This window comes from Rhodococcus sp. B50 (genome assembly GCF_013602415.1).
In the GTDB taxonomy this organism is placed as follows: Bacteria; Actinomycetota; Actinomycetes; order Mycobacteriales; family Mycobacteriaceae; genus Rhodococcus.
In genome coordinates this window covers 2,916,078-2,935,831 of the sequence record NZ_WPAG02000002.1, presented here as the reverse complement: position 1 = coordinate 2,935,831, position 19,754 = coordinate 2,916,078, and the positions used below count along the sequence as shown (strand labels likewise).

The window sequence follows — 19,754 nt, the reverse complement described above, 5'->3', positions numbered from 1 at the left end:
TCGGCCCCGTGGTCTTCAACCCGTACGACTACGCCTTCCACGACGATCCGTATCCCACCTACCGCCGCCTCCGTGAGGAGGAACCGGCCTACTACAACCCCGACCTCGAATTCTGGGCGCTGTCCCGCCACGCCGACGTCGTCGCGGCCTTCCGCGACAACACCCGGCTCTCGAGTGCCAACGGTGTCTCGCTCGATCCGTCCGCCTACGGCCCGGGCGCCCACAAGGTGATGTCCTTCCTCGCGATGGACGACCCGCGTCACATGCGCATGCGTCGCCTCGTCTCCAAGGGCTTCACCCCGCGTCGCGTCGCCGACCTCGAGGAGCGCATCCTCGAGCTGACCCTGCATTATCTCGAACCTGCCGTCGAGGCAAGGGAATTCGACTGGATCTCGGAGTTCGCGGGCAAGCTGCCCATGGATGTGATCTCCGAACTCATGGGCGTGCCCGAATCCGATCGCGACGAGATCCGCAGACTCGCCGACCTCGTCGTCCATCGCGAGGAGGGTGTGCTCGACGTACCGGTCGCCGCGATGGAGGCGTCACTGCACCTGGTCGGCTACTACGCCGACATGCTCGCCGAGCGCCGGAAGCAGGAGACCTCCGATCTCACGTCGGCGCTGCTGGCCGCCGAGATCGACGGCGACCGGCTCACCGACGACGAGATCATCGGATTCATGTTCCTCATGGTGGTCGCAGGCAACGAGACCACCACGAAACTCCTCGGCAACGCCCTCTACTGGGGCGCGCACGACAAGTCCGAGGTGTCGCGGGTGCTCCGCGATCCCACGCGTGCACCGCAATGGGTGGAGGAGACGCTCCGCTACGACACCTCGAGCCAGATCGTCGCCCGCACCGCCGTCGACGACATCGACCTGCACGACGCCACCATCCGTTCCGGCGACAAGGTCCTGCTGCTCATCGGCTCCGCCAACCGCGACTCCGACGTCTTCGACGCCGCCGACGACTTCCGCATCGGACGCGACAGCTCCCAGAAGATCGCCAGCTTCGGTGGGGGAGTTCACTTCTGCCTCGGCGCGCATCTCGCCCGCCTCGAGGCGAACATCGCACTCGAACAGTTCGCCCGGCGCGTCGCCGACTACGAGATCGACGAGGACCGTTGCAAACGCGTCCACTCCACCAATGTCCGAGGCTTCGCGGCCCTTCCTGTAGAGGTCACCGAACGACATGCCTAGATTCGAACCCCATCCCGACCGCCGTCCCGCGCTGGTCGCCGGCGCCTCCTCCGGGATCGGTACGGCCACCGCCTACGCGCTCGCCGAGCACGGGCATCCCGTCGCTCTGGGTGCTCGTCGCGTGGAGGAATGCACGGCGATCGCCGAGAAGATCCGTGGTGAGGGAGGAGAAGCCTTCGCCCACTTCCTCGACGTGTCGTCCACCGAATCCGTCGACGAGTTCGTCACGGCGGCCGAGGAGACCCTCGGACCCACGGAGATCGTCGTCTCGGGAGCGGGTGACATGGACTTCGCGCTGCCTCACGAGATGGATCCCGACCGCTTCGCCTTCCAGGTGAACGTGCACCTGATGGGTACGCAACGACTCGCCCACCGCGCGCTGCCCGGCATGATCGACCGACGGCGCGGCGACTTCGTCGTGATCGGATCCGACTGTGCCGTGATACCCCGGCCTTGGATGGGCGCATACAACGCGGCGAAGACCGGTCTCGAAGCGCTCGTCCGCGAGATGCGGATGGAACTCGAGGGCACGGGCGTCCGGGCGTCGGTCGTGCGCCCGGGGCCGACGCAGACCGGTGCCGGCATGTCTGCGCCGGCAGAGGTCCTCGAACCGATGCTCGGGGACTGGGGCACATGGGGATTCGCCCGGCACCCGTATTTCCTTCGTGCATCCGACATCGCCGCGGCCGCGCTCTCCGTCGTCTCGGCCCCTCGCGGTGCCCACATCGTGCTCATCGAGGTTCAACCCGAAGCACCCCTGCGGAAGGACCGTTCATGACCACACTCGTCGAGCCCCGGCGTGTGTCCGGCGGCGAACACGAACACGGCCACCTCGAGGAACTGCGCACCGATCCCATCGCGCTCATGCGCCGCGTCCGCCAGGAGTGCGGCGACGTCGGTGTCTTCCAGCTCGCCGACAAGAAGGTCGTGCTCCTCTCCGGGGCGGAGGCCAACGAGTTCTTCTTCCGCGCTGCGGATGAGGAACTCGACCAGCAGGCGGCCTATCCCTTCATGAAGCCGGTCTTCGGGGAGGGGGTCGTCTTCGATGCGAGCCCCGAGCGCCGTAAGGAGATGCTGCACAACTCGGCGCTGCGCGGCGAACAGATGAGAGGCCACGCGGCGACCATCGACCGCGAGGTCCAGGACATGGTCGCCGACTGGGGCGACGAAGGCGAAATCGACCTGCTCGAATTCTTCGCCGAGCTGACCATCTACACCTCGTCGGCCTGCCTGATCGGCAAGAAGTTCCGCGACCAGCTCGACGGCCGATTCGCCCACCTCTACCACGACCTCGAAAAAGGTACCGACGCACTGGCCTTCGTCGATCCCTACGCGCCGATCGAGAGTTTCCGGCGACGCGACGAGGCCCGCCGCGGACTCGTGGCACTCGTGCAGGAGATCATGGACGGACGCATCGCGAATCCGCCGGAGGGCAAGGAGGATCGCGACATGCTCGACGTCCTCGTCTCCATCGAGGACGAGGACGGCAACGAACGGTTCAGCGCCGACGAGATCACCGGCATCTTCATCTCGATGATGTTCGCGGGTCACCACACCACCTCGGGTACGGCGGCCTGGGCGCTGATCGAACTGCTGCGGCATCCCGAGTACATGGAGCGGGTGACCGAGGAACTCGACGTCCTCTACGCCGACGGTGAAAGCGTGAGCTTCCATGCGCTGCGGCAGATCCCGATTCTCGAGGCGGTGCTCAAGGAGACGCTGCGGCTGCATCCGCCGCTCATCCTGCTCCTGCGGGTGGCCCAGGACGACTTCGAGGTCGCCGGATACCGCATCGCGCGAGGCGATCTCGTCGGTGCCACCCCCGCGATCTCCAATCGGATCCCGGAGGACTTCCCCGCCCCCGACACCTTCGATCCGGGCCGGTACATCGACCCCAACCAGGAGGACATCGTCAACCGGTGGACCTGGATACCGTTCGGAGCCGGCCGGCACCGCTGTGTGGGAGCGGCATTCGCGCTCATGCAGTTGAAGGCCATATTCTCGGTCCTGCTGCGCGACTTCGAGTTCGAGTTGTCCCAGCCGCCCGAAACTTATCGCAACGATCACTCGAAGATGGTGGTCCAGCTCGAGCAGCCGTGTGCCGTGCGGTGCCGACGTCGCACCCGGGGGGCATCGAACAGCGGTACGGCGACGCAGGAGTGAGGTTCGCGAGATGAGGATCGAAGCAGATCTCGATCTGTGCCAGGGGCACGCGATGTGCTCGATGGAGGCGCCGGACGTGTTCGCCGTCGCCAAGCGGGGTGAGGTGGAGATCCTTCTCGACCCCGTGCCGGACGAGATGCACGCAGATGCACGAGCAGCCGTGAAGTACTGCCCCACACAAGCCCTTCGCATCGTCGAAGACTGAGGATCAGGAGACCGGATGGCCACGTTCGATCGTGCCGAGCTCGACGAGATGATCACCCGCTGGGTCGACGCCAACAAGCGCGCCGAGGCCGAGGGCGACTGGAAGCCGCTGGCCGAGATGTACACCGAGGACGCCACCTACGGCTGGAACTACGGTCCGAAGGACGAGTTCATGGCCGTGGGCCGTGAGGAGATCCGCGAACTCGCGCTCGGTCAGGAGATGGACGGACTCGAGGGCTGGCAGTATCCCTACCAGCAGTTCGTCGTCGACGACCGGTCGGGCGACGTGATCGGCTTCTGGAAGCAGATGGCCGATGCGACCCGCGAGGACGGCGAGCACTACTCCGTCCACGGCATCGGCGGGAGCTGGTTCCGGTACGGCGGCGACTTCCAGTGGTCGTGGCAGCGCGACTTCTTCGACTTCGGCAACGTCTCGCACCTGTTCCTCGAGATGATCACCGCGAACGCGCTGTCCGACGGCATGCAGAAACGGATCGAGCGATCGACGGCGAAGAAGCGCCTTCCCGGCTGGTACCGGGTCGGCGAGTCACCGGTTCCGTTGTGGTGACAACCGTGGACACCGGTGAATCGTTCGCTGCGCTCTCCCGCACCGACCTCGCCGCGCTCGTTCCCGAACTGCTGCTGTGCGGTCAGCTCATCGACCGATCCGGGATGGCGCATCTGATCTCGGCGTTCGGTCGGGAGGGCATGGCGGAGGTGGCCATCGAGGAATGGCAGGCGTCCTCGCCGTGGTACACCCGTCGCATGCAGCGGGCCCTGAAGTTCGAGGGCGACGACGTCGTCACCATTTTCAAGGGCATGCAACTCGACATCGGGGCACCCCCGCAGTTCATGGACTTCCGCTACCGCGTCCACGACCGCGACCACGGCGAGTTCTGGCTCGATCACTGCGGGGCGTTGATGGACGTCGAACCGCTCGGCGACGCTTACGTGACCGCGATGTGTCACGACATCGAGGACCCGACCTTCGACGCCACCGCGCTTGCGACCAATCCGCACGTGCAGGTACGTCCGATCCACCGGCCCCCGCGCTTGTCCGCCGACCGGCACCCGCACTGCGCGTGGACGGTGACCATCGATCCGTCGCACAGACCGCCGCCGGTGGCATCGCACACCGAAGCGCTCGGCAGGTCGGCCGCGGTCGCCGTCGACCTGAGCCCGATCGTTCTCGAAGGGGACGGGGTGCACGACTATTCGGGTCCGCTGCTCGCCGATCTCCGGTTCGGCGACTTCTCGAAGTCGGCGCTGGTGCGCATCGCCGAAGAGGTCGCGTTGCAACAGCACATGCTCACTCTGGGTTTCCTCATGGGCGTGCGTAAACGCACCGACGAGCAGTCGGCCCTCGGCCTCGCACGGAAACAGCTCACCGGCATCGCAGGGCTGACGGCCGAACGCATCCACCGGGTCCTCGCCCTGCCGCCGACCTTCGCGGGTCTGGCCACGGTCATGGACGTCCACCCCCTGCTGGCGCCGCGTCAGTACGTCGAGAGGACGATCTGTCACGACGACGAAGGCCTCGGTGTGCGGATCGCCCGGCGCGGTGGTGCCCAGGCCGACGGGGCGTGGCCCACGCTGATCGACTCCGACCATCTCGGACCGCTCGACGCTCTGGTGCGAGGCGTCGACCCGCACTTCTCCACGCAGGTGGTCTCCGAGAGCGCGGAGGCGCTCGTCGTCGAGGTGGTCCGGCAGGAGCAGCCGACGAAGGAATGTCCGGAAGTGGCTGTGACCCGCTACAGCTCGGGTTCGTCCTTCGAGTTCGTGGATCGAGGGATACCTCTGCCGCTTACCGTCCTCTAACTTCCTCCAGGAGATCCATTCGTGAATATCGAGCACGGGATCGGGGCCCGCGCCGAGTCCCTGACGCGTCGTACCTTCCTGCGCGCGAGCGCAGTCGGTGGCGCCGCTGTCGCAGCACTGTCGTTGACCGCTGTTCCACGAGCGCGCGCCGAGGTCACCGAGGAACGCCACCGGGCGGTCGTCGTGGGCAGCGGATTCGGCGGTGCGATCACCGCGCTGCATCTCGGCCGGGACGGTGTGCAGACGTTGGTCCTCGAACGGGGTATCCGCTGGCCCACGGGTCCGAACGCCGAGACGTTCCCACACATGCTGCAACCCGACCGGCGGATGTCGTGGTTGTCGTCCGTCCCGGTGATGACCGGTACTCCGCCGATCCCGACCGAACCGTTCACAGGGCTCATCGAACGGGTTCCGGGGAACGGCATGGACGTCATGTGCGGCGCGGGGGTCGGTGGGAGTTCGCTGGCCTATCACGGCATGACCGTGCAACCCGACGGGCAGCGATTCTCCGATTCGGTGTCCTCGCGTATCGACTACGACCTGCTGGCCTCCGACCACTACCGGCGGGTGGCGCGGATGCTGCAGGTCGCGACCATCCCGGACGATCTGCTCGACCACGATCGGTACCGGTCCTCACGCCAGTTCCTGGACCGTGCAGGCTCGGAGGGCTACGACACGTTCAGGGTGCCGATGTGCATCGACTGGGACTTCGCGCGACGGGAGCTGACCGGGGAACTGAAACCGTCCTACACGACGGGCGACGTCATCTACGGAGTCAACAACGGCGGTAAGTTCTCGGTCGACGTCACCTATCTCGCCGAAGCGGAACGCACGGGGCTCGTCACGGTCGCGCCGCTGCACCGGGTCGGCGACATGGAGCGCGCTCCGGACGGCACCTGGATCGTGCACGTCGACCGGATCCACACGGACGGAACGATTCTCGAACGTAAGCGGATCCTCGCACAGTCGCTGTTCCTCGGTGCCGGATCGGCCGGCACAACCCGTCTCCTCGTGAAGGCGAAGGCGAAGGGGTTCGTCCCCGATCTTCCCGACGGCGTCGGAACGGGATGGGGCAACAACGGCGACCGGGTGTTCGCCGTGACGAGTCCGCTCGTCAGCCCCGGCGACCATCAGGGCGGGCCCGCCTGTGTGGGTATGCGCGACTACACCGATCCCGCCGGACCGTTGATGATCGTCACCGGGCCGGTGCCGTTCCCCGTCGATGTGGGAACGACCACGATGATCGGTCTGGGGATCGTCGACGGCCGAGGAGTCTGGCACTACGACGCCGGCCGCGACGATGCGGTCCTGAACTGGGATCAGGCCTACGACCGGGAACTCACCCGCGCGATCGAGGCCCGCATCCGGCGGATCGCGGGACCGGCCTCGATCGTCATCGACGTCAACGCCGTCGACATCAACACCTTCCATCCGCTCGGGGGTGCGCCGTTCGGGGCGGTGTGCGACGACGCCGGTCGCGTGCACGGCCAGCCCGGCCTGTATGTGGTGGACGGCGCGAAGATTCCGGGATCGACCGGGGCGTGCAATCCGTCGATGACGATCGCGGCGCTCGCCGAGTACGGCGCCGATCAGATCGTCTCGCGCGACCTGGATCGCGTGTTCTGACCCGATGGGTGGTTCCGGTGGCCGTGGCCACCGGAACCGTTCCGGCTGTCAGTCTTTCGCAGCCGACAGGCCGGCGCGACGACCGAAGAAACTTCCGTCTCCCAGCGACGTGCCGCTCGCATATCCCCACGCGCACACACCCGACGTGCAGCGACCCGCGGCGAACAGGCCGGGGATCGGGTCGCCGGAGACGTGCAGCACCTCCGAGTCGACCGAGGTGCGCAGGCCACCGAGCGTGAAACCTGCGGTGCAGTTACGGAGATCGAGTGCGGCGATCGGGCTGCCGATCGGCTTGGCCCATTCGCTCTTCTTGCCCAGCACCGGATCGCTGCCGTTCGCCGCGTGCCGGTTGTACACCTCGACGGTCGCCTGCAGCGTTCCGGCCGGCAGCTCCATGTCGGATTCGAGCTCGGCCACGGTCTCCGCGACCCACTTCGGCCGGAACCGGAAGAAGGGCGTCGAACTCGTTGCCGCACAACCTTCCTCGTACGCCTGCTCGTCGATGATCAGGTACGCCTGGTTGTCGTTCCTGAGCAACGTGAGCTGACCGATGCGGCCCGGATAGGTGTCCTCGGGGACGTAACGCTGACCGCGGCCGTTGACGAGGATGCCCCGCGCCATCAACTGCGGGTCGCCGAAGAAGGCGACCTCGGTGGCATCCATGTGCGCGAGGTCGGCGCCGAGTGCCTGCGCCATGCGGATCGCGCGCCCGTCGTGTTCCTCGATCGCCGCGCCCGGTCGTCCCGTCAGCTGGGGCGCGTAGGAGGCGACCATCTCCTTGTTGTACGCGAAACTGCCGGTCGCGAGGACGACGCCTCGGCGGGCGCGGATGTGGACGTCCTTGCCGTACTGCTTGGCCGCCAGGCCGACGACGCGTCCGTCGCCGTCGACGATCAACCGCTGGACCCGTACGTCGTATTCGGAACGCACACCGAGGCTTTCGGCGACCTGCGACAGCGGCTGCATGAGCATGAACCCGCCGCCCTTCTCACCGGTGCGCTTGTCGGTCATCTGGGGGACGTGGCCGCGCGGAGCGGGCGTCGCGATCTCGTTGAAGGGTGCGGAGTTCTCGCCGCCGGAGTACATCAGGCCGTCGTCGCCGGGGATCTCCCAGCCCGGTTCGCCCCAGAAGCTCTCCTTGAATACCACGCCGTTGTCCACGAGCCACTCGTAGTGCTCGACGCTGCCCTCGCAGTACTCGGTGATCTTCGCTTCGTCGGCCCCCGGGCCGAGAGCGGCGATCATGAACGCCTTCATGTTCTCGGGAGTGTCCTCGAATCCGAGTGCCTTCTGCAGCGGGGTGCCACCGCCGAGGTAGATGATCCCTCCGGACAGCGAGGCCGCGCCGCCCCATCCGCCGGTCCGCTCGAGGACGAGCACCTCGGCACCCGCGCGGGCGGCCTCGATGGACGCCGAGACACCGGCGATGCCGTAACCGGCGACGACGACGTCGGCTTCGTGGTTCCAGGTGGTGACGGTGTCGGCGGGGACGGGGTGAAGATCGGTGCTCATGGGGATCCGTTCCGGTCGGTGATCAGTGGTCGAGTTTCGAAGCGAGCCGGTCGATGTACGCGACGACGTCCTCTTCGGAGCGGTCGGGCAGTCCGAAGATCACTTCGGTGACACCGGCATCGGCCCACAGTCTCGATTGCTCGGCGTCGTAGCGACCGGCCAAGGCCAGGACATCCGGGGTCCCGCTGCGCCCGGCATCGGCCCACGCCTTGTGGAGGCGCGCGACGTTGTCGACGACATTGTCCTCAGTGGGGGTGGTGATCCACCCGTCGGCGTGGCGGACGATCCAATCGAAGTTGCGGTCGGTGGAACCGGCTCCGAGGAAGATCGGGGGACGCGGCTGCTGCACGGGTTTCGGCCACGCCCAGCTGGGCCCGAATGCGACGAAGTCGCCCTCGTAGGAGGCCTCCTCCTCTGTCCACAGCGCCTGCATCGCTTCGAGATATTCGCGCAGCGCGGTCCGCTTCTTCTTCGGTGGCACCCCGTGGTCGGCGAGTTCCTCGGCGTTCCAACCGAATCCGACGCCGAAGTGCACGCGCCCGCCGGAAAGATGGTCGAGGCTTGCGATGGTCTTGGCGAGGGTGATCGGATCGTGTTCGAGGGGCAGCGCGACGGAGGTGCCCAGTGTGATCGTCGACGTCACCGCGGCCGCGAGGCCCAGCGCCACCCACGGATCGAGGGTGCGCATGTAGCGGTCGTCGGGGAGGGTCTCGTTGCCCGTTCCCGGGTGTGCGGATTCGCGGCGGGCCGGGATGTGGGTGTGTTCGGGGACGTAGAAACTGTCGAAACCGCGGCTCTCCGCGGTCGAGGCGGCGACGTCGGGCCGGATTCCCCGGTCGCTCGTGAACAGGGTGATTCCGTGGCGCACAGCTGCCCCTCTCCTGACGGTGACGGAGAAAATGTAACGCGTTCTACATCCGGAGGGAAGGGATTTCCGGACACCTGTCCGGTCGGGGCTCGGTCGGCGGTACGAAAAAGCAGAAGCACCACGCTGAACTATCCTCGAAACGGGCATGAACGGAAGGTGGCGTGATGACGGAGCAGTCGACGACGGAGACCGCGGACGAAGGATCGGCGTCGGCTCGGGCATCGCGACCGGGTCTCGGGTCCACCCGCTCGCCGGGCGCGGGCCTGCGGCCCGCGCAGCGGGCGCGGTACATGCGGATCATCGCCTCGGCCGAGGAACTCGCGTCGGAAGGCGGATACGACGCCGTGCAGATGCGAGCGGTCGCCGACCGCTCCGGCGTGGCCCTCGGCACGGTCTACCGCTACTTTCCCTCGAAGAATCACCTGCTCGTCGTCGCGCTCGTGCTCGAATTCGAAACCGCCGCGGAAGCCGTGACCACCGCAGAGATTCCGGGTGACGGTGCTGCCGAGCGTCTCATGGGGGTGCTGCGCGGAGTGATGCCCCGTCTCTCCGAGAATCCGCTGCGCTACGACGCCCTCATCCGCGCAGCAATGTTCGCCGACGCGTCCTCGGCGCCCGAACTCGATCGTCTCGGTGAGGTGCTCACCCTCCTCTTCGCGCAGGCGTCCGGCATCGACATCGTCACCGAAGAGGTGCTCAACGCCGTGCGGATCATCGCCGACGTGTGGATGTCGGCGCTCGTCGCCTGGGTTGCGGGACGGCAGTCCGTCGACGACGTGCTCGCGCACATGGACACCGCCGTCACGCTCGTGTTCGACCGGCTGAATCGACTGCAGCGGGCGAGCTGACGCCCGCCCGCTGCATGTCGAAGACCGGTCGTCAGGGCGCCGGCACGTCCACGATGCCGATCGTGGGCAGGAAGAAGCACTGGGTGTCGCCGTTCTGCACGGTGCCGAAGATGGCCGAGAGCACGGTGCCCGAACCCGTCTCGACCGGTGCGACCCGCACGCCACCCATGGGCAGTGTGTCGGCGATGAAGCGCGTGACGGCCTGCTCGATGATGCCGCGTGTCGCTCCGGTGATGCCCTCCGGAATGGCTCCCGCAGCGGCTTCCTCCGGCGTGCCCATCGGCACGAAGCCGCCCTGGAAGGTGTTGATGTTGAACCAGGCGAGCTGGATTCCCGAGGCGTCCGCGTCGCCCTCGAGGCCGACCGGTACGAACGCGAACAACGTTTCGGCGGGGTCGACGACGTTCAGGGTTCCCGGCAGAGGTGCGAGGCTGCGGTTGGGCCACGGGCCGGGCAGTGCGCCCGCGACAGCCGGCACGGTGCCCAGCGGCAGGTCGCCGTCGGCCGTGCAGAACGGTGCGCCGGTGGGGTAGAGGAACGGTTCGACGCCGAGACGGCGAAGGAATTCCATGCCGTCCTCGTAGGCGCCCAGTGGAGTCGATTCCGCGGCGTCGACCGCACCTCCGCGTGCGTTCGCTATTGCTTCGGCGGCGGCGAGGGTGGCCGGATCGACGCCGGGCAGCGCGCGGAGTGCTTCGAGAGCACCCGCCAACGGGCTCTCGGCGGGTGCCTGTACCGGTGCGGCCGGGTCCACGGGTGCGGGATCCGCGACGGCGACCGCGGGGAGCGTCAGGCCGGCGGCGACGGTGAGGGCTGCGGCGGCCGAGAAGCGGCGCATCCGGTGACGGTGTCTGCGGCTCATATGGGGTTCTCCTCCTGTGGGTCGTGACACCCGGACGGGTTCTACCTAACTCTAAAGTAGAGGTTTAGAGTGCGACCGTTCCAGGAGACCACAAGGGCGGCGCCCCGGCCAGAGCGCCGCCCCGTTGTGTTACCGAACCGACACCCTCGGGTGGCAGCGTCGACGATCGACCCTTTCGGGGTCGGGTGTGCAGATCAGTCCGGATCGTCCGGATGTCTGCGCAGATGAAGGATGCTCAGCACGAGACCACCCCACAGGGTGATCAGGGCGAGAAGCATCATGCCGATGGCTGCTGTGCTCACTGGTTACCTCCGGTGGACGAGTCGGGTGCGGGCGAGGGATCACCGGACGAAGCGGGAACCTGGGCGGACGCGAGCGGACGGTTCTCGTCGAGCTCGTACTCCTCGTCGACTCCCTTGCGCCACGGGATGAACGTCAGGAGGACGGCGAGGATGATCACGCCGGCCTGCACACTCCACCCGAACGCCGTGACCAGGCTGTCGGGCAGGCCCCCGTAGCCGTCGCGGACACGGTCGCGGATCTCGCTGAACAGCATGTAGCCGAGGACGAGCGGAGTGATGACGCCCGTGAACACGAGCCAGCCGGTCCCCACCTTGAACGACGACACCGAGTTGAGATGGTCGCGGAGTTCGGGCAGGCGGCGGTAGATCCAGGCGACCACCACGAGCGCCACGAAGGCGACACCGACGATGCCGAACTGGTTCGCGAAGCGGTCCACCACGTCGAGGGTGTTCAGACCGGTGGTGGTGGGGAAGAGCAGCAGCGACACGATCGCCGACACACCGCCGATGGCGAGAACCGCCGGCACCCGACCGAGGCCCGTCTTGTCCTGGAAGGCCGAGACGGTCACCTGGATGATGCTGATCATCGACGTGAACCCGGCGAAGACCAGCGAGCCGAAGAACAGCACGCCGAAGAGCGGACCGCCGGGCATCTCCGAGACGATCGTCGGGAAGGCGATGAACGCGAGACCGATACCGCCGGCGACCACCTCGCCGACCTCGACACCCTGCGCCTGGGCCATGAAGCCCAGGGCCGAGAACACACCGATACCGGCGAGCACCTCGAAGCTCGAATTCGAGAAACCGACGACCAGACCCGAACCGGTGAGGTTCGTCCTGCGCTTCAGGTACGACGCGTAGGTCACCATGATGCCGAAAGCGACGGACAGCGAGAAGAAGATCTGCGCGTACGCCGCGATCCACACACCGGTGTCGGTCAGCGCCGACCAGTTCGGGCTGAAGAACGCATCCAGACCGGTGGTCGCGCCGTCGAGGGTCAGCGACCGGACGACCAGTGCGCCGAACAGCAGGACCAGCAACGGCACGAAGAACCGGTTGGCGTTGCCGATACCGCGCTGGACGCCGAGGGCGAGCACCGCGAGCGTCGCGATCCAGACCAGCAGCAGCGTCCACGCGACGCCCGGCACGAAGCTCAGGCCGAAGGTCGCGTCGGTGTCCTGGTTCAGGAAAGAACTCATGAAGAAGCCCTCGGGGTCGTCACCCCACGCTTCGGTGATCGAGAAGAAGGTGTACCGCGCGGCCCACGCCACGATCACCGCGTAGTACACGCCGATGACGAAGCACACCAGCACCTGCCACCAGCCGATGAACTCGGCCCCGCGGCGCAACCGGCGGAAGGCCAGCGGCGGCGACCCGCGGAACTTGTGCCCGATCGCGTAGTCGACCAGGAGGAGGGGGATACCCGCAGTCAGTAGCGCGACCAGATACGGGATCAGGAATGCGCCACCCCCGTTCTCGTATGCGATGTACGGGAAGCGCCAGATGTTGCCGAGTCCGACCGCCGAACCGATCGCGGCCATGATGAACACCGACCGGCCCGACCAGACCTCCCGTTTACGTGTGACCTCGTGCTGTGCCACGGACCTCGTCCCTCCATTCATTCGGATGGAGCAACGCTAGCGCCCCGACCGGCGCACGGGCGATCTTTCGGGTGGGCGTCTTCAGTCGTCGTCCCAGATCCGCAGATCCGGGGGAGCGTCGTCCTCGTCCTCCTCACCGACGTTCCGGTAGCGGAATGCGAAGACGATCCAGCCGACCGCGGCGACGAGCACGAAACTGATCAACCGGTACACCACCACTGCCGACAGGGCCTGCGCACCGGTCATCCCACTGGCGGTGAGCGCCGGGACCAGCACCGCGTCCATGACGCCCAGGCCTGCGGGAAGCAGCGGGATGGCACGGCTCGTGGCGGTTCCGGCCGCGTAGGCGACCGCGATACCCGCCAGGCTCGGCGCGCCACCGACCGCGTACGCGGCGAACGCCAGGCACGCGCCGTCGCACACCCAGTTGCTCACCGACCAGCCGAACGCGCGGGCCGCGTGCGGACGGTCGAGTTGCACCGCGCTCAACTGGGCGACGATCTTCCGCCACGCCCGCGCGCCCGCTTGTTCGGGTTTCTTCCGCAGACGGTTCAGACCCCGCAGGGCGATCAGGCCGATCGACTCGAACGAACCCGGATTGCCCGCCGCGTACTGGATGAGCACGACCAGCAGCAGCAGACCGCCGATCGAGAAGATCAACGAGAACGGGTTGTTGCTGGCGCCGACGAGCAGAGCGCCGACGAGGCCCAGCAGTGCGAGTCCGGCGGCCTGGAGGAGACCGGCCATGACCAGCTGCCAGGTCGACACCACCGGTGATGCACCCCAGTGACGCATCTGCCGGTAGGTGAAGGTCGTCCCGACCACCGGCCCGCCCGGGAGGGTCACGCTCATGGAGTTCGCCGCGAGTGCCACCGAGAGCGATTGCCGCTGCGAGACCTTCACGCCCGCCGCGGACAGCAGGGCCCGTTGCACCCGCGCGAAGGTCGACATCTCCGCCATCGACGCGCACACCGCCGCGAGGACCCACCACCAGTACAGGTGCCCGAGGCCGCGGACGCTGTCGGACAGCTCCGGCCACACGAGGACGATCTCGACGGTGAGCACCACGACCAGCAGCGCGCCGATGAGCCACTTGAGCCGGCGACGCCGTTGCGGGGTGAGCGGTCCCGTCTCGTCGGCCGTGCCCTGGTCCGGTCCCGTCTCGTCGGCCGCACCTTCGTCCGGTTCCTCGTCGTCCGGTCGTCCCGGTTTCACTGTCTCGTTCGACATCTAGTCGGTGGGCCAGCTCGACAGGGTGTGGCGGTAGAGATCCTCGACCTCGGCGATGTGCTCACCGAGCTTCTCCCGCGACCAGCCGCTCACGTCGATCGGTTCGAGTACCGCCACGTCGACGGTGCCCGAACGCAGCAGCGTCGAGTGCTTCCACAGGATCTCACCGGCATTGCGGATCACGACCGGCACGACCGGGACGCCGGCCTGCATCGCGATATGGAAGGCGCCCTTCTTGAATCTGCCGATCGCCGGTGTCAGCGATCGTGTGCCCTCGGGTGCGATGACGATCGACGTCCCTTCCCGGATGGTGTCGACGACGGGCCCGAGCGCCGCGACCGCCCGCTCGGTGTTGGTGCGGTCGACGAAGGTGGCGCCGACGAAACGCAGGAGCGGCCCGAAGAGGGGGTCGTTGGCCATCTCCTTCTTGGTCACGCCCGTGAAGTCCTGTCTCAGGACCTTGGCCAGCACCACCGGATCGAGCTGGCTCTGGTGGTTGAAGATGAACACCGCCGGCCGGGTGGCCCACGCATTCGCTTCCCCGACGATGCGTACGTTCACTCCGGCCAGGGCCAGGGAGACCTCTGTACCGATGCTGATGATCGAGTCCAGCGCAGTCTTGCGGCTGCGGTTGATCAGGCCGAGACCGAGACCCGTCCACACCGAGCCGAACATTCCGCCGTAGGCGGCGGCGGTCCGGACGAGCTCGCGGGCGCCCGGCGTACCGCGCGGCCGGAAACGCATGATCGGCCAGTCGCGTTCGACGGCTACGCGTGCGAGGGTGCGATCGGGGTTGGTGGCGGTGGGGTTGCCGGTGGTGGCCAGGAACTCCACGTCCTCACCACCGTTGGAATAGGTGTAGCTGGCCTCGGCGTCGATGCCGTGGGTCTCGATGAAATTGCGCGCTGCTTCCGCTTTTCCGCTGCGCCACAACGATTTTCCATCGACCCGGCCGGTGAGCACACCGTTCTCGACCTCGAGGGGTGTGAACAGGATGTGCTCGACTCCCAATGCGTCCCCGGCGGCCTGGATCTGGTAGCGGGACGCCGAGGAGGCGATCACCACCGTGTGACCCGCATTCTGGTGCGCCCCGATGAGTTGCCATGCCTCCGGATACAGATGCCCGGCAATCGTCGTCATGAACAGCCGGTTGCCGATGTCGTAGAGTTCGTCCTCGGTGTGACCGCGCCACGCCTTGAAGGCGATCGCGACGAAGCGTTCGAAATCATCCTCGGTCTCCGTCCCGCGGAGTCCGTTGATCATCGTCGCGGCGAGTTCGGATGCGGAGACCTTTCCGGCGAGCACCCGATCGCGGAAGAAGTGGACACCGGAGAATCCGTGCACGATGGTGCCGTCGAAGTCGAAGAAGGCCGCCACCTCGGGTCCGTGCGGACCCGTGCGTACCCGTTCGAGGGCCTGCTCGAGGTTCACCGCTCCACCTTTCTGTTCGACACGTCGAGCGACTCGGCCAACGCGACCCGCTGCGCCAGCGCCGACAGCTCCGTTGCGAATGCCTTCCTGCGTTCGCGGACGACCTCGCTGTCCTCGTTCCGGTCGAGCAGTCCTCGATTGCGTGCCAGGGCGAGTGCGGACGCGAACAACTCCGACGACACCGACTCCGGTCCGTACAAGCGGCGCTGCAACAGCATCTGCCGGCCCACCGCCACACACTCCGAGAGGAAGGCGGCGCGGTCGATCTCGAGCTCGGGGTCCCGGACGGCAAGGCGCTCGGCGACGACGAGTTGCGCATCGAAGAACGACCGCAGCGTGCGGTGCGACATGAAGAAACCGGTCTCCACGAGACCGGTGAGGGCCTCGTCCTTCGTCGGCAGCGTGTCGCCCCAGGACGGGACGAGCCAGGCCAGCTCGTCGCGCATCTGAGCCTCGAAGGTGTCGCGGTCGGGGAAGAAGAACTCGAACTTCAGCAGGTCGCGGAGGTTCTTCGCCTCCTCCCACGCGACGCGGGTGGGATCGTCGCCGGGATTGGCGTGCGCGTACAGGATCGCCAGTTCCATGATCGACCGGTTGACGAACCAGTGCACGCCGCTGTTGCGGTAGAACGCCGCGACGAGATGCTGACCCGGCTCGATGGAATAGACTGGTTCCTCCCCGCCGGCGTAGGTGGTGACCACACCCGCGTGGGTCAGCGACGAGAGCACATCCGCGAGCCCGCCCTCGACGTCGAGAATGTGCAGGCCACCCTGCGGAACACCGCGACGGTCGAGATAGCGGCGGACCGGCGCGATCACCGCCCGCACCTCCTCGAGCGTCAGCGACCGGTCGCGCACACCGAGCAGAGCCAGGGTGACCAGGCAGTTCACCGTCACCGGGGTGTTGCAGTTGATGCCGACCGCGACCTCGAAGGCGACCTTCTGCAACGCTTTCCGGCGCAGTGCGCGCACCTCCTCGGGATCCGTTGCCGTCGCGGAGGGATCGGCGGCCAGAGCGGGTGCGGTCAGGTCCGGATCCCCACCGGCGATCAGCAGTTCGCGCAGCGACACCGGATCACCGAACCGCACGTACACGTTCCCGGCCCGCTTGCGCTGGTTGCGGGCGTAACGGACGAGCCAGCCCAGCCCTTCGGGCTTCTTCGTGGCGCCGGTCTGCTCGGCGGCGACTGCCGCGACCTCGGCGAGTCCCTCGTAGGTGATCGACACGGGCACCAGCATCGCGTCCTCGACCCGCCCGCCGCGGATCGCGTTGGCGACGTAACTGAGCAGGCCGTAGCGCGGGGCCCGGAGCTTGCCCGTCCGCGTCCGGCCGCCCTCGAAATACCATTCGAGGTTGAACCGCTTGCTGAGCAGGAACGCGAAGTACTCCTCGAGCGCCGCCTTGTAGACGTCGTCGTCGGCGAAACTGCGCCGGATGAACACCGTGCCGGTGCGGCGGGCGACGGGACCGATCGGCCAGAAGGTGAGGTTGGCCCCGCCCATGATGTGGTTGCCGGGAAAGTCGTTCGCCGCCAGGATGTCGCCCAGGACGAAGGCGTCGGCATAGGACCGATGCGACGGGAGGAACACCAGGGAGTACCGGCGGTTGGTCTCGCGCAGCGCACGCAGGCCGGACTCGTCGGCGTGCACTGTCCAGGCCGCCGCGTGCAGCGGCCGCATCGCCTGCGTGAACAGGTCGGTGACCAGACGCGACTGCACGGCCACCAGTTCGTCGAGCGCACTGCGTGCCCGCGCCTCGACCTCGGCGCGCGACAGACCGTGCTCGGCGGCGATCTCGTCGAGACGGCGCCGGAAGAGCGACGAGTCCATGATCTGTGCGGCGACGAGCCGTGGGACCTTGTAGCGGTCGCCGATCACGGCACGTTCGGCGCGTTCGAGTGCGACGACGGCGCGGCGGGTCACATACCGCGCGAGGGCCTCGTCGTCGGCGGCCCCGTCCTCTGCGGTGAGCGCGGCACGCAGTTCGGACAGGCGGGCCGGTTGGGCCACGACGATCCGGTGACGGTCGGCGCCCTTGCGCACGAGCCACTTCTGCAGCAGCAGATTCGGGTTGCGCGGGTTCGTCAGGGCGAGGACGTCGGAGAACCGCACGCGTCGCGCACCGCCCCGTTCGGCCGGAAGCCACACGACGCGCACGGGCAGGATCAGCGGGTCGTCGGTGCGGGTGACGAGCTGTTCCGCGAGCACCCGGGAGTCGAGGGCGAGCGACTCCGGGCGGGTCGGCGTGCGGTACTCGGCGGGTACCTCGTCCGAACGCAGCCAGTCCTCGATCATCGTCCGTTCGAGTGTCGTCGTGTACGCCACGACCGCCACCGTCGGTCCGCCGGATGCTCCCACGATGTCGTCGCCTCGTGGTCGCCCCAGTTGGTTGTTCCTCATCTCACCCCGTCCAGAAGTCGCCCCGGTGTGAAAGTTACCTGTCGTGGCCGTTTCGTTCGGGCGATCCGGACGAGAACGCGGAAGACTCCGCAGATGCAACGGGGGAGTGCCTGAACGACAATGTGGTGGACGAGAGGACTCGGTGGGACCCGCCGACGGCAGGGAGGGCGCAGTGACCGCAGGTACCGGACGGGACGGTGGCGAAAATGCAGGGCTCGTCGAGTACGCGGGGCTGCGGGAGACGCACTCGTCGGTGGTGTTCTTCGTGGGCGACCGCGTGCACAAGATGAAGAAGCCGCTCGACCTGGGCTTCCTCGACAACCGCACGCGGGAGGCGCGCGAACGGATCTGTCACCGCGAAGTGGAACTCAACCGCCGTCTCGCGCCCGACGTCTACCTGGGGGTCGCGGACGTGTACGGCCCGGACGGCCGGCCGTGCGAGCACCTCGTCGAAATGGTGCGGCTCCCGGACGACCGGCGCCTGGCCGCAGCGGTCCGGCGGGGTGAGGATGTGTCGTCGGTGATCGACGAGGTGGCCCGACAGGTTGCGGCGCTGCACGCCTCCTCGCCACACGGCCCCGACATCGACCGGTGTGCCTCTGCGGGTTTCGTCGCCGAGTTGTGGAATCTCAGTCTCGACCATCTCGGCCGGCTGGAGGCGGGAGTGGATCGCGCCGCCTCGTTGGCACGGATACGCGAGTCCGTGCGACGTTTTCTCTTCGGCCGGACGGCCCTGTTCGACGACCGCATCGCCGCGGGCCGGGCGGTGGACGGACACGGCGATCTGCTCGCCGACGACATCTTCTGCCTCGACGACGGACCGCGCATCATCGACTGCCTCGAGTTCGACGACGAACTGCGCTACGGCGACGCGGTCCTCGATCTGGCCTTCCTCGCAATGGATCTCGAACGTCTGGGTGCCGAGGCGGCGGCGCGGCGGCTGCTGGAGCAGTACAGCGAGGTCTCGGGTGACCTGCCGCCGCCGTCGCTCGTGCATCACTACATCGCCTATCGAGCGCTGGTGCGGGCGAAGGTGACCGCCCTCCGCTACGAGCAGGGTGATGCGGGGGCTCGGGAGACGGCGATGGGGTTCGTCGACCTGCTCGAGCACCATCTCGACCGCGGACGTGTGCGCATGGTGCTCGTGGGGGGTGTCTCCGCAACCGGTAAGACGACGCTCGCGCGCACGGTCGGCGCGTATCTCGGTGCGGAGGTGGTGCGCAGCGACGTGGTCCGCAAGGAGCTGGTGGGACTGCGGCCCACCGACCGGACCGGTGACGGAACGGACGCCGGTCTGTACGCGCCGGCGCATTCGGAGGCGACCTACCGGGAGCTGCTCCGCCGCGCCGCGACCGCGCTCACCCGTGGACGATCCGTCGTGCTGGACGCGACCTGGTTGTCGTCCGAGCAGCGCGACGCGGCCCGCAGGGTCGCGGACGAAGCAGCAGTGGATGTGATCGAGATCGAATGCCGTGCGGACAAGGAAATCCTTCTGCAACGGATGGCATCCCGCACCGAGCGCGGCGACGATGCCTCCGATGCGACTCCCGCCGTGCTCGAACAGCAAATCCGGCGGCGGGACCCGTGGCCGGAGGCGGTCCCGGTCGACACGGGCGTCGAATCGGTCGACGGCTCACGGCTGGAGAGCATGCTCGGTCCGGCACCCTGGTGAGCGCGTCCCGGAAAGGGGG

17 protein-coding genes are annotated in these 19,754 nt (G+C 67.6%); 9 read left to right on the top strand and 8 right to left on the bottom strand.

From position 1 onward, the window contains the following. The first annotated feature begins 8 nt into the window (after nucleotides 1-8). Genes GON09_RS13875 through GON09_RS13845 form a run of 7 tightly spaced genes read left to right on the top strand, consistent with a single transcriptional unit; the run spans nucleotide 9 to nucleotide 7,010 of the window. Nucleotides 9-1,196 (top strand): cytochrome P450, encoded by a 1,188-nt coding sequence (locus GON09_RS13875; protein ID WP_213934444.1) that lies wholly within the window; start codon nucleotides 9-11, stop codon nucleotides 1,194-1,196. Then, nucleotides 1,189-1,974, top strand: a complete 786-nt coding sequence (locus GON09_RS13870; protein WP_213932285.1) for an SDR family oxidoreductase — start codon at nucleotides 1,189-1,191, stop codon at nucleotides 1,972-1,974. Before GON09_RS13875 ends, GON09_RS13870 begins: the two co-directional genes overlap by 8 nt. Further along, a complete protein-coding gene (locus GON09_RS13865; RefSeq protein ID WP_213932284.1) occupies nucleotides 1,971-3,359 on the top strand; it encodes a cytochrome P450 in 1,389 nt (462 codons plus the stop codon). Before GON09_RS13870 ends, GON09_RS13865 begins: the two co-directional genes overlap by 4 nt. Before the next feature lie 10 nt (nucleotides 3,360-3,369). Then, nucleotides 3,370-3,564: a ferredoxin gene (locus GON09_RS13860; RefSeq protein ID WP_213932283.1), complete on the top strand. Its 195-nt coding sequence runs from the start codon at nucleotides 3,370-3,372 to the stop codon at nucleotides 3,562-3,564. Nucleotides 3,565-3,579: 15 nt separating this feature from the next. Beyond that, nucleotides 3,580-4,131: a nuclear transport factor 2 family protein gene (locus tag GON09_RS13855; protein ID WP_016932258.1), complete on the top strand. Its 552-nt coding sequence runs from the start codon at nucleotides 3,580-3,582 to the stop codon at nucleotides 4,129-4,131. Further along, a complete protein-coding gene (locus GON09_RS13850) occupies nucleotides 4,125-5,384 on the top strand; it encodes a hypothetical protein (protein ID WP_213932282.1) in 1,260 nt (419 codons plus the stop codon). Before GON09_RS13855 ends, GON09_RS13850 begins: the two co-directional genes overlap by 7 nt. A 21-nt stretch (nucleotides 5,385-5,405) precedes the next feature. Further along, nucleotides 5,406-7,010, top strand: a complete 1,605-nt coding sequence (locus GON09_RS13845; protein WP_307854374.1) for a GMC oxidoreductase — start codon at nucleotides 5,406-5,408, stop codon at nucleotides 7,008-7,010. A gap of 48 nt (nucleotides 7,011-7,058) precedes the next feature. Here the strand turns inward: GON09_RS13845 and GON09_RS13840 are convergent, their stop codons facing one another. Together GON09_RS13840 and GON09_RS13835 are read right to left on the bottom strand one after the other, a co-directional pair. Then, a complete protein-coding gene (locus GON09_RS13840; protein ID WP_213932281.1) occupies nucleotides 7,059-8,522 on the bottom strand; it encodes an FAD-dependent oxidoreductase in 1,464 nt (487 codons plus the stop codon). Nucleotides 8,523-8,544: 22 nt separating this feature from the next. Beyond that, nucleotides 8,545-9,390, bottom strand: coding sequence for an LLM class F420-dependent oxidoreductase (locus GON09_RS13835; protein ID WP_129977154.1), 846 nt, complete (start codon nucleotides 9,388-9,390; stop codon nucleotides 8,545-8,547). A gap of 164 nt (nucleotides 9,391-9,554) precedes the next feature. Between GON09_RS13835 and GON09_RS13830 the strand changes: the two genes are divergently transcribed. Beyond that, nucleotides 9,555-10,238, top strand: coding sequence for a TetR family transcriptional regulator (locus tag GON09_RS13830; RefSeq protein WP_016934359.1), 684 nt, complete (start codon nucleotides 9,555-9,557; stop codon nucleotides 10,236-10,238). Between the two features lie 31 nt (nucleotides 10,239-10,269). Here the strand turns inward: GON09_RS13830 and GON09_RS13825 are convergent, their stop codons facing one another. From GON09_RS13825 to GON09_RS13800, 6 genes are all read right to left on the bottom strand, one after another. Next, on the bottom strand, nucleotides 10,270-11,100 hold the full coding sequence (locus GON09_RS13825; protein WP_213932280.1) for a hypothetical protein: 831 nt from the start codon (nucleotides 11,098-11,100) through the stop codon (nucleotides 10,270-10,272). Between the two features lie 194 nt (nucleotides 11,101-11,294). Beyond that, nucleotides 11,295-11,402 carry a methionine/alanine import family NSS transporter small subunit gene (locus tag GON09_RS13820; RefSeq protein WP_129977153.1) on the bottom strand — a complete coding sequence of 36 codons (108 nt, stop codon included), beginning with the start codon at nucleotides 11,400-11,402 and terminating at the stop codon, nucleotides 11,295-11,297. After that, on the bottom strand, nucleotides 11,399-13,003 hold the full coding sequence (locus GON09_RS13815) for a sodium-dependent transporter (protein ID WP_213932279.1): 1,605 nt from the start codon (nucleotides 13,001-13,003) through the stop codon (nucleotides 11,399-11,401). Before GON09_RS13815 ends, GON09_RS13820 begins: the two co-directional genes overlap by 4 nt. 81 nt (nucleotides 13,004-13,084) lie before the next feature. Beyond that, a complete protein-coding gene (locus GON09_RS13810) occupies nucleotides 13,085-14,233 on the bottom strand; it encodes a lysylphosphatidylglycerol synthase transmembrane domain-containing protein (protein ID WP_213932278.1) in 1,149 nt (382 codons plus the stop codon). Continuing rightward, nucleotides 14,234-15,664 carry an HAD-IB family hydrolase gene (locus GON09_RS28880; protein ID WP_213932277.1) on the bottom strand — a complete coding sequence of 477 codons (1,431 nt, stop codon included), beginning with the start codon at nucleotides 15,662-15,664 and terminating at the stop codon, nucleotides 14,234-14,236. It lies immediately after the preceding gene. Further along, on the bottom strand, nucleotides 15,661-18,063 hold the full coding sequence (locus GON09_RS13800) for a glycerol-3-phosphate 1-O-acyltransferase (protein WP_213932276.1): 2,403 nt from the start codon (nucleotides 18,061-18,063) through the stop codon (nucleotides 15,661-15,663). Before GON09_RS13800 ends, GON09_RS28880 begins: the two co-directional genes overlap by 4 nt. Before the next feature lie 142 nt (nucleotides 18,064-18,205). Here GON09_RS13800 and GON09_RS13795 point away from each other — a divergent pair, with 142 nt between their 5' ends. After that, entirely contained in the window at nucleotides 18,206-19,735 is a 1,530-nt protein-coding gene (locus GON09_RS13795; protein ID WP_213932275.1) for a bifunctional aminoglycoside phosphotransferase/ATP-binding protein, read from the top strand. Nucleotides 19,736-19,754 lie beyond the last annotated feature (19 nt).

Bases quoted from the DNA above. Each gene is read 5' to 3' on its own strand.
- GON09_RS13870 (WP_213932285.1), top strand. From the start codon at position 1,189: ATGCCTAGATTCGAACCCCATCCCGACCGCCGTCCCGCGCTGGTCGCC.
- GON09_RS13865 (WP_213932284.1), top strand. From the start codon at position 1,971: ATGACCACACTCGTCGAGCCCCGGCGTGTGTCCGGCGGCGAACACGAA.
- GON09_RS13860 (WP_213932283.1), top strand. From the start codon at position 3,370: ATGAGGATCGAAGCAGATCTCGATCTGTGCCAGGGGCACGCGATGTGC.
- GON09_RS13855 (WP_016932258.1), top strand. From the start codon at position 3,580: ATGGCCACGTTCGATCGTGCCGAGCTCGACGAGATGATCACCCGCTGG.
- GON09_RS13840 (WP_213932281.1), bottom strand. From the start codon at position 8,522: ATGAGCACCGATCTTCACCCCGTCCCCGCCGACACCGTCACCACCTGG.
- GON09_RS13830 (WP_016934359.1), top strand. From the start codon at position 9,555: ATGACGGAGCAGTCGACGACGGAGACCGCGGACGAAGGATCGGCGTCG.
- GON09_RS13825 (WP_213932280.1), bottom strand. From the start codon at position 11,100: ATGAGCCGCAGACACCGTCACCGGATGCGCCGCTTCTCGGCCGCCGCA.
- GON09_RS13810 (WP_213932278.1), bottom strand. From the start codon at position 14,233: ATGTCGAACGAGACAGTGAAACCGGGACGACCGGACGACGAGGAACCG.
- GON09_RS13800 (WP_213932276.1), bottom strand. From the start codon at position 18,063: ATGAGGAACAACCAACTGGGGCGACCACGAGGCGACGACATCGTGGGA.